The organism is Actinoplanes sp. NPDC051405 (assembly GCF_055586185.1).
Map to the genome: position 1 here is coordinate 392,394 of NZ_JBVJIR010000007.1, position 9,211 is coordinate 401,604.

The 9,211-nt window shown below is 72.6% G+C and carries 8 protein-coding genes; 4 read left to right on the plus strand and 4 right to left on the minus strand.

The genetic code is table 11. From position 1 onward, the window contains the following. Nucleotides 1-19: 19 nt before the first annotated feature. From ACZ6S4_RS18315 to ACZ6S4_RS18325, 3 genes are read right to left on the minus strand one after another with little or no spacing between them, the layout of a single operon-like run. The gene (locus tag ACZ6S4_RS18315) at nt 20-793 is read right to left on the minus strand and encodes a glycerophosphodiester phosphodiesterase (protein ID WP_465476072.1); all 774 of its coding nucleotides are present in this window, start codon (nt 791-793) and stop codon (nt 20-22) included. Continuing rightward, nucleotides 784-2,538 (minus strand): acyl-CoA dehydrogenase, encoded by a 1,755-nt coding sequence (locus ACZ6S4_RS18320; protein ID WP_465476073.1) that lies wholly within the window; start codon nt 2,536-2,538, stop codon nt 784-786. Before ACZ6S4_RS18320 ends, ACZ6S4_RS18315 begins: the two co-directional genes overlap by 10 nt. 23 nt (nt 2,539-2,561) lie before the next feature. Continuing rightward, nucleotides 2,562-3,464, minus strand: coding sequence for an alpha/beta fold hydrolase (locus tag ACZ6S4_RS18325; RefSeq protein WP_465476074.1), 903 nt, complete (start codon nt 3,462-3,464; stop codon nt 2,562-2,564). Between the two features lie 87 nt (nt 3,465-3,551). Between ACZ6S4_RS18325 and ACZ6S4_RS18330 the strand changes: the two genes are divergently transcribed. After that, nucleotides 3,552-4,031 (plus strand): MarR family winged helix-turn-helix transcriptional regulator, encoded by a 480-nt coding sequence (locus tag ACZ6S4_RS18330; RefSeq protein ID WP_465476075.1) that lies wholly within the window; start codon nt 3,552-3,554, stop codon nt 4,029-4,031. An 89-nt stretch (nt 4,032-4,120) separates the two neighbouring features. Here ACZ6S4_RS18330 and ACZ6S4_RS18335 read toward each other — a convergent pair whose 3' ends face one another. Continuing rightward, complete coding sequence (locus ACZ6S4_RS18335; protein WP_465476076.1) at nt 4,121-5,128, minus strand: LacI family DNA-binding transcriptional regulator; 1,008 nt, start codon at nt 5,126-5,128, stop codon at nt 4,121-4,123. A 229-nt stretch (nt 5,129-5,357) separates the two neighbouring features. On the opposite strand from ACZ6S4_RS18335, the gene ACZ6S4_RS18340 reads away from it, so the two are divergent. From ACZ6S4_RS18340 to ACZ6S4_RS18350, 3 genes are all read left to right on the plus strand, one after another. Next, nucleotides 5,358-7,187 carry a LamG domain-containing protein gene (locus ACZ6S4_RS18340; protein ID WP_465476077.1) on the plus strand — a complete coding sequence of 610 codons (1,830 nt, stop codon included), beginning with the start codon at nt 5,358-5,360 and terminating at the stop codon, nt 7,185-7,187. 94 nt (nt 7,188-7,281) lie between these two features. Continuing rightward, nucleotides 7,282-8,163, plus strand: a complete 882-nt coding sequence (locus ACZ6S4_RS18345) for a helix-turn-helix domain-containing protein (protein WP_465476078.1) — start codon at nt 7,282-7,284, stop codon at nt 8,161-8,163. A gap of 73 nt (nt 8,164-8,236) precedes the next feature. Beyond that, complete coding sequence (locus ACZ6S4_RS18350) at nt 8,237-9,100, plus strand: MBL fold metallo-hydrolase (RefSeq protein ID WP_465476079.1); 864 nt, start codon at nt 8,237-8,239, stop codon at nt 9,098-9,100. Nucleotides 9,101-9,211 lie beyond the last annotated feature (111 nt).

A 9,211-nucleotide genomic window follows, 5' to 3' on the forward strand; every position in this document is an offset into this window, starting at 1 on the left:
CTCGTAACCGAACTTGTTGTTATGAGAGCGGGAGTCCGCGAGTCGTGAAGACCTCGCGCAGCAGCTCGGGGCGGTCGGTCATGATGCCGTCCACGCCCAGATCGAGCAGCCGGCCCATCTCCACCGGGTCGTCGATCGTCCAGACGTGCACCTGCAGGCCCAGCCGGTGCGCCCGGGCGAGGAACCGCCGGTCCACGATGGGCACCCGGCCGTGGCGCACCGGAACCTGGGCGGCCACCGCGGAGGGGGCCAGGCGCAGGGGGGTGCCCACCCAGGACGACATCCGCAGCCGGGCCACCTGGCTGCGGCCCAGCGAGGTCGCCACCCGCGGGCCGGCCAGCGCCCGCACCCGGGCCAGCCGCGCGTCGCTGAACGAGGCGAGCAGCACCCGGTCCACGGCGTCGCTGCGCCGGATCACCTCGACCGTCGGACCCGTCGCGGTGTCGGCCTTGACGTCGATGTTGAACCGGATCCGCGGCCAGGCGGCCAGCACCTCGTCGAGGCGCGGCACCGCGCCCGCCCCGCCGACCCGCAGCGTCGCCAGGTCGGCCCAGCGCAGGTCGGCCACCCGGCCCGCGGTGCCGGTGAGCCGGTCCAGCGAGGCGTCGTGGAAGACCACCGGTACGCCGTCCGCCGTGGCGTGCACGTCCGTCTCGACGTACCGGAAGCCCAGGCCTATCGCCCGCGCGAACGCCTCCGCCGTGTTCTCGTCGCCGGCGGCGGCCCCGCCGCGATGGGCGAACGCCAGCGGGGTGGGGGAGTCCAGGAAGGGCAGACGGGCCCCTACAGACACGCGTCGTCCAGCTCCGCCAGCAGCGTGTCGCCGCTCTCCAGCAGCTCGAACCAGGCCGTGGTGCGGGGCAGCTCATGGGTGAAGAAGTAGCGGGCGGCGAGACGCTTGCCGTCGTAGAACGGGCCCGGCCGGCCGGCTGCGGCGCTCGCCTGTTCCAGCCACATCCACGCGATGACGAGGTGACCGGCGGCGTTCAGGTAGGCGGTGGAGTTGGCCAGTGCGCGTTCCGGGTCGCCGTCCGACCAGAGCTTGCCGGTGACCTCGACCAGCCGCTCGCAGCCCGCCTCCAGCAGCCGGGCATAGTCGGCGAGCTCGGCCGGTGCGCGCCCGGCGGCCTCGCGGATCGTGCGGACCAGCAGCTTGAGGCCGGCCCCGTCGCGCATGACCACCTTGCGGCCCAGCAGGTCCAGGCCCTGGATGCCGTCGGTGCCCTCGTGGATCGGGTTGAGCCGGTTGTCGCGGTAGAACTGCTCGACCGGATACTCCCGGGTGTAGCCGTAGCCGCCGTGCACCTGGATGGCGTGGTCGTTGGCCAGCAGGCACCACTGCGACGGCCAGGCCTTGACGATCGGCGTCAGCACGTCCAGCAGCAGCTGCGCCTCGGCGGCCGGCGCGGGGTCACCGGTCTCCTGCTCGTCGACGAGCTTGGCCGCGTACAGGACCAGGGCCAGGCCGCCCTCGACGTAGGTCTTGGACGCCAGCAGCATCCGGCGCACGTCCGGGTGCCGGATGATCGGCACCGGCGGGGCGACCGGATCCTTGCCGGCCACCGGGCGGCCCTGCAGGCGCTCCCGGGCGTACGCCAGCGCGTGCAGATAGCCCGTGTAGCCCAGCGCCACCGCGCCGGCGCCCACGCCGATCCGCGCCTCGTTCATCATCTGGAACATGTAGGCCAGGCCGCGGCCCTCCTCGCCGACCAGATACGCCTCGCTGTCGGTGAACGACAGCACCGCGTTGGTCGTGCCCCGGAAGCCCATCTTGTGGTTGAGCCCGGCCAGCTCCACGCCGTTGCGCGGGCCCACCCGGCCGTCGTCGCCGACCAGGTGCTTTCCCACGATGAACAGCGACAGGCCCTTCACCCCGGCCGGCGCCCCGGCGACCCGGGCCAGTACCAGGTGCACGATCGTCTCGCTGAGCTGGTGATCGCCGCCGGAGATCCACATCTTGCTGCCGGTGACCCGGTAACTCCCGTCGCCGGCCGGCACCGCCCGCGTGGTGACGTCACTCAGCGAGGAGCCGGCCTGGGGCTCGGACAGGCACATCGTGCCGGTGAAGCGGCCGGAGAGCATGGGCTCCACGAACCGGGCGACGTGTTCGGGCGCGGCGTGGGTGAGCAGCAGGTTGGCGTTCGCCATGGTCAGCAGCGGGTACGCCGAGGTGGCGATGTTGGCCGCCTGGAACCAGGCGAAGCAGGCCCGGGCCACCACGTGCGGCAGCTGCAGCCCACCGACCGCCTCGTCCATCGACCCGGCCAGCAGCCCGGAGTCGTTGAACGCGGTCAGCGCGGCCTTGACCTCCGGGATGATGTGCACCCGCTCGCCGTCGAAGCGCGGCTCCTCGGCGTCGTTGCGCCGGTTGTGGGGGGCGAACTCGCGCTCGGCGATCTGCGCGGAGACCTCCAGGAAGGCGTCGAACGTCTCGCGGGAGTGCTCGGCGAAGCGCGGCCGGGAAGTCAGCCCGGCCACGTCGAGCCACTCGTAGAGCAGGAACTCGAGGTCGCGCTGCGAGAGGATGCTGGACGCCATCAGCCCACCCTAGCGTCAGCCGGTCAGCCGGCCCGGCGGCCGTTGTCGACGTGCGCCACGAAGTCCAGCACGGCGGCGGCGAGTGCTTCGGGGGCTTCCTGCGCCACGAAATGGCCGACGCCCTCGAGACGTACGGCGGTGAGCTCGCCCGCGCTCACCTGGCGGAAGGTCCGCTCGGTGAACGGGGCGCTGAACGCGTCGACGGTGAGGACCGGCACGGTCAGCGGGCGCTCCTCGGCCAGGGCCCGGATGCTGCCCGCGTCGGCGAAGACGGCCTGGTAGAGACCGGCGGTGCCACGCCAGCCGCCAGGGCGCGCGTACGAGCGGGTGAACTCGTCGATGTCGGCCTCGGTGACGGCGTCCTCGACCGCGGTCATCAGGGGGTAGGCCCAGCCGGCGAGCAGCTGCCGTTCGTGGCCGGGCAGGAGCATCTCCGGGACGCCCGGGGCGGCGAGGAATCCGACGTGCCAGGAGCCGCCGTGGTTGACGTCGGCGAGGCTCTCCAGCCCGTATCCGGCCAGGGTGGACTCGACCGCGGTGAGGCTCAGGACGTCGTCGGGATGGGTGGCGGCGAAGCGGAAACCGAGGCCGCCGCTGATGTCCTGGCACAGGAGGTGGACCGGCCCGGCACCGAGCTGCCCGGTCAGGTGGTGCAGGTCCTCGGCCGAGGTGGCGTCGTCGTAGTCGCCGTCGGCGGTGCCCGAGTCGCCGAACCCGCGCAGGTCGACGGCGAAGACCCGGTGCGTCGCGGCCAGCAGCGGGATCAGCTTGTGGAAGGCCCACCAGGTCTCCGGCCAGCCGTGCACGAGCAGGATCGCCGAGCCGGTGGTCCCGGCCGAGACGTAGTGCAGCCGGGTGCCGTTGACGTCCGCGACGTGGTGGGTGACGCCGGGGATGGTGGCTCCGGTAGCCGTGATGGCGGGCATGGGTGGCTCCTCAAATAGACAGCCTGGGTGTCGATTAAAGATAGACACCCAGGCTGTCTTTGTCAAAGGCTCTTATAGGCTGCCCGCATGTCCCGATCCGGAGCCGACCTCGCCCTGCTCCTGCTCGGCGGATTCCGTGACCTGGCCGACCGTGCGACGGCCGAGCTCGCCGCGCGTGGCTACCGGGACGTCCGGCCGGTGCACGACTTCGCGCTGCGGGCGATCCTGTCCGGCGCGGACAGCGCCTCCGAGCTCGGCCGGCGGATGTCCGTCGCCAAGCAGTCCGCGGCGAAGACGATCGCCGGGCTGGAGGAGCGCGAGTTCGTGCGGCGCGAGCCCGACCCGGCCGACCGGCGGCGGATGCGCCTGTCGGTCACGGAGCACGGGCTCGCGATGCTGCGCGAGGGCGAGGCGATCTTCGACGAGTTGCGCGAGCAGTGGGAACGACAGGTGGGCGCGGACTCCGTCAAGGCGCTGGAGGAGACCCTCGGCCGGTTGCTCGCCGACAACGCCGTCCGGCTGGACACGCCGGGCTGGCTCATGCGGGACCTGTCCGGCGAGAGCTGATCCGGTCGGGCGTCCGCCCCCGAGCCGCGGCGTCCGGCGCCACCGTCGCAATCGGCGCGCCGTATGCCGTGAGGCAGTGGCGCTGTGGGTCAGTCGCGGGGCGGGCGGGTGCTGTCGCGGACGATGAGCTCGGTGGCCAGCTCGATCCGGGGCGCCTGGATCTCCTCGCCGCGGGCCAGCCGCAGGATGCTGCGGGCGGCGAGCCCGCCCATCTCGGCCAGCGGCTGCCGCACCGTCGTGAGCGGCGGCGACGCCCAGCGCGCCTCGGGCAGGTCGTCGAAGCCCACCACGCTCAGGTCGTCCGGCACCCGCAGGCCGCGCTGCCGGGCGGCCTCGTGCACGCCCAGCGCCATCGTGTCGCTGGAGGCGAAGATCGCGGTCGGCGGGTCGGCCATGGCCAGCAGTGACGCGCCGCCGGCGAAGCCCGAGTCGTAGAGGAAGTCGCCCTGGCGGATCAGGCTCTCGTCCGGGGTGAGGCCGGCGGCCTCCAGGCCCGCGCGGTAGCCGTCCAGCCGGGCCCGGCTGCACAGCAGGTTCTTCGGGCCGGCGACGAAGCCGACCCGGCGGTGCCCGAGCTGGACGAGGTGCTGGGTCGCCGACAGGCCGCCGGCCCAGTTGGTCGCGCCGATCGTCGGCACGTCGACCATGGCGCCGCCGGCCGGGTCGATCACCACGACCGGGATGTTGAGCCGCTGGAGCTCCGCGTAGACCGGCGTGCTCACGTCGGAAGTAACGAAAATCACGCCGTCGGAGGCCCGGGCGTAGAGGTTCTGCAGCCATTGCCGGGTCGCGGTGCTGCGGCGGTGCACCGCCGAGACGACCGTGCCGACCCCGGAGGTGTGCATGACGTCCTCGACGCCCCGGATGAGCTCGACCGCCCACGGGCTGTCGAGATCGTTGAAGACCAGGTCGACCAGAGCCGCCTTGCCGGCCTGCTGGCGGGAGGCCCGCCGCCGGTATCCGTGCTGCTTGAGCAGGTTCTCCACGGTCTCGCGGGTCTGCGGCGACACGTCGGCGCGGCCGTTGAGCACCCGGGAGACCGTGGGTACCGAGACCCCGGCTTCGCGGGCGATCGCGGCGATGGTCACGCGGGCCACTGGCGTCTCCTCGTAAGTTTCGGATGCAGTTTTCGGAAGTATTCCACAGTCCCCGGCGGAAAACATGAAACGAATTAACGTGCGCGAATATCAATCGCGCTCGTCGCCATCTCTCGCGTCACCCCGTCGGATGATCTCCGTACGTTTTGTACCCTTTCGGTCGGTTATCTGAGCCGATCGCCGGATCGGCGTTCGCGTCCTTTGGGCGCGAGCGCCGTTAGCTTGCGTTGTGCGTAATAACCGAAATGGCCGAAAATCTGTAGTCCGCCGGCTGGTCCTCGTCGGCGTCTCCACCGTCGTCGCCGCCGTGGGCGGTGTCGCCCTCGCCGAGGTTGTGTCGGGCAGACCGACGCCGTCGCCGTCGTTCAACGGCCCGGTGTATGCGCTCGCCCACCGCGGTGACGTGGTCTACGTCGGCGGCAACTTCACCGGTGCCCTGGTCGGCGGCAAGACCGTGGCGCGGCAACGGCTCGCGGCCTACGACGCGCGGACCGGCGCCCTGCTGCCCTGGAACCCCGGCGCCGACGCGACCGTGCGGGCCCTGGCCGTCGACGGCGCCACCGTCTACGCCGCCGGTGACTTCGACAGGGTCGCCGGCATGGCCCGCGACGCCGTCGCCGGGGTCGACGCCAGCACCGGCAAGCCGACCGCCCTCAAGCACACCGTGCTGGGCCAGCCCAACGCCCTCGCCGTCGGCAACGGCCGGCTCTACGTGGCCGGCCGGCTCACCGCCGTCGACGGCGCACCGCGGACCAATCTGGCCGCGTTCTCGCTGGCCACCGGCGCGCTCGACGGCTGGGCGCCGACCACCGACAACACGGTGAACGCGCTGGCCGTCTACGGCAACCGGGTCTACCTCGGCGGCGGCTTCCACAAGACCAACGGGGTCAGCTCCACGCTGCGACTCACCGCGGTCGACGGCACCACCGCGCAGCTGGACAAGAGCTTCCTGCCCAAGCCGGTCTCCCAGGTCTTCGCGCTGACCGCCGACGCCAACGGCGTGTACGCCGCCCTCGGCGGCCAGGGCGGCCGGGCCGTCGCCTACACCTTCGGCGGCGCGGCCCGCTGGACCCGGGTCTTCGACGGCGACGCGCAGGCGATCGCCACCCTCGACGGCACCACGTACGTCGGCGGGCACTTCGACAAGGCCTGCACCACGACCAACAACGGCGTCAAGGGCGTGTGCACCGACGGTTCCGTGCCGCGGGTCAAGCTCGCCGCCGTGGACGGCGCCGGCAACCTGACCGAGTGGGCGCCGCAGGCCAACGGCGTGGTGGGGGTCCGGACGCTGGCCGCCAACCCGGCCATCGGCCTGCTCAGCATCGGTGGTGACTTCACCACGCTGGCCGGTTCCGCGCAGAAGCGCTACGCCGCCTTCGGGGGCCCGAACTCGCCCGAGGCGGCACCGGTCGCGCCGGCGTCGCCGTACGTGGCGTCGTACAACTTCGACTCCACCGTCACCGACGGCACGTTCGACGACGGCTCCGGCAACGGTCACCTGCTCAAGGCGCTGGCGGTCAACGGCGGCGCGGTCAAGACGGTCCCGCACGGCGCCGGCCAGGGCATCGCCTTCCCGGCCAAGTGCGCGGGCACCGCCTGTGCCCGGGTCGTGCTGCAGGCCACCGACGTGCCGGACCTCAACCCCGGCAGCAAGAACCTGCGGTACGGCGCCAACGTGCTGCTCTCGCCGGCGGAGACCTCGTCGGGCGAGAACATCATGCAGAAGGGGTACTCCACCGCCGGCGGCCAGTACAAGCTCCAGGTCGACGGCATCTCCGGCAAGCCCAGCTGCGTGATGAGCGACAAGACCGACCCGGCCATCCACGTCGCCAAGAGCCAGACGTCGGTCGCGGACGGCGACTGGCACACCATCGAGTGCCGGCGGGCCGGGACCACGCTGAGCATCCTGGTCGACGACAAGGAGAGCGCGAGCGCGACGGTGCCGGCGACGCTCGAGGTCGTCACCCCGCAGCCGCTGAGCATCGGCGGCAAGGGCACGGGCGTGAACAACGACCAGTTCCACGGCAGCCTCGACGACGTCTGGATCAGCGTCGGCTGACAGCCGCATCCGGGAGGCGCGGCGGGTCCCACCGCCGTGCCTCCCACCGGCAGGGTGTGGCTGGGCCCCGGGCGGGCTGCCCATACTCGGTGCCATGGACGCGAAACGACAGCTCGGCGAGTTCCTGCAGACCCGGCGCTCGCAGCTGCGGCCGCAGGACGTGGGGTTGAGCACGTACGGCGACCGGCGCCGCGTGCCGGGTCTGCGCCGCGAGGAGCTGGCCCTGCTGGCCGGGGTCAGCGCGTCCTACTACTCCCGGCTGGAGCAGGGCCAGTCGTCCAACGCCTCACCGGAGGTGCTGGACGCCATCGCCCGGGCCCTGCGGCTCGACGACGCCGAACGCAGCCACCTGCGGGAGCTGGCCGCCGGGACCCGCGGCGGCACCACGCGACGGCGGCCCGCTCCGGAACGGGTCACGCCCGCGGTCCGGCAACTGGTGAGCGCGCTCGGCGACGTACCGGTGGTGGTGCTGGGCCGGCACAGTGACGTGCTCGCCTGGAACGCCGCCGGGCACGCCTTGTTCGCCGGGCACCTCGACGCAGCCGCCCCCGACAGCCGGCAGCGGCCCAACATGGCCCGGCTGGTCTTCCTCGACGAGCACACCCGCGAGCTGTACGCCGACTGGCCGGCCAAGGCCCGCGCCGTGGTGGCGACGCTGCGGATGGCCTCCGGGCACTTCCCGGACGACCCGCTGTTCGCCGGGCTGGTCGGTGAGCTGTCGATGAAGAGCGCGCGGTTCGCCGCGATGTGGGCCGACCACCGGGTCAAGGCCCTCGGCGACGCGGTCTACCAGATGCGCCACCCGCTGGTGGGCGCCCTGACGGTCACCCAGCAGACCCTGCGTACAGAACACGCCCAGGTCCTGGTGGTCGCGACGACCGAGCCGGGGTCGGCGTCCCAGGCGGCGCTGACGCTGCTGGTGCACAGCACGGCGACCAGCGGCGCCGTGCCGGCCGAGCGGGCCGTCACCGACTGACCTTTCTTCTCACCCCGGGTGCTCCGACGACGAGCGCCGGACCCCGTACGCCCGCAACCCCTCTGGAGCGACCATGCACGAGATCAAGCTCGGCGACGTCACGGTGACCCGCGTCGAGGAGATGCACGGGCCGATCATGGCGCCGAGCGCCTTCTTCCCGGAGCTGCCGGCCGACGCCTGGCGGCAGCACCGCGACCTGCTGGTGCCCGATCACCTCGGGGCCGACGACGACCTGGTGCACGCGGCCATGCAGACCTGGCTGCTGCGCAGCGAGGGCCGCACGATCCTGGTCGACACCGGTGTCGGCAACGACAAGACCCGCCCGTCGGTGCCGATGTGGGACCACCTGGACCGGGACTTCCTGGACCGGCTGGCGACGGCCGGTGTACGCCCGGAGGACGTCGACCTGGTCGTGAACACCCACCTGCACGCGGACCACGTCGGCTGGAACACCCGCCTGGTGGACGGGCAGTGGGTCCCGACGTTCCCGAACGCCACGTACCTGATGCCCCGGGCGGACTACCAGCCCCGGACGCCGGGCGACGCCTTCGAGGACAGCGTCGTCCCGATCCACGATTCCGGTCAGGCCCAGTTCTTCCAGGACACGCACGTGATTGACGCCAACCTGCGGCTGGAGGCGGCGCCCGGGCACACTCCCGGTTCCGCCGTGATCAAGCTCAGCTCGGGTGACGACCGGGCGTTGTTCGCCGGGGACCTGCTGCACACGCCGTTGCAGCTGCTGCACCCGGAGCACAACAGCTGCTTCTGCGAGGACCCCGCGGCGGCCCGGGTCAGCCGCCGCCGGCTGCTGGGGTGGGCGGCGGACGCCGGGGCACTGGTGCTGCCGGCGCACTTCAGCGGCCACAGCGCCTTCGAGGTGGCCCACCGTGGCGACGCGTTCGCCGTCAAGGAGTGGGCGCCGTTCCCTCGTTACTGACCCGACCACCGGGGTGGGGGGGGGGGGGGGGGGGGGGGGAGCGGGGGGGGGGGGGGGGGGGGGGGGGGGGGGGAGGGGGGGGGGGGGGGGGGGGTGTTTGGGGGGGGAAGG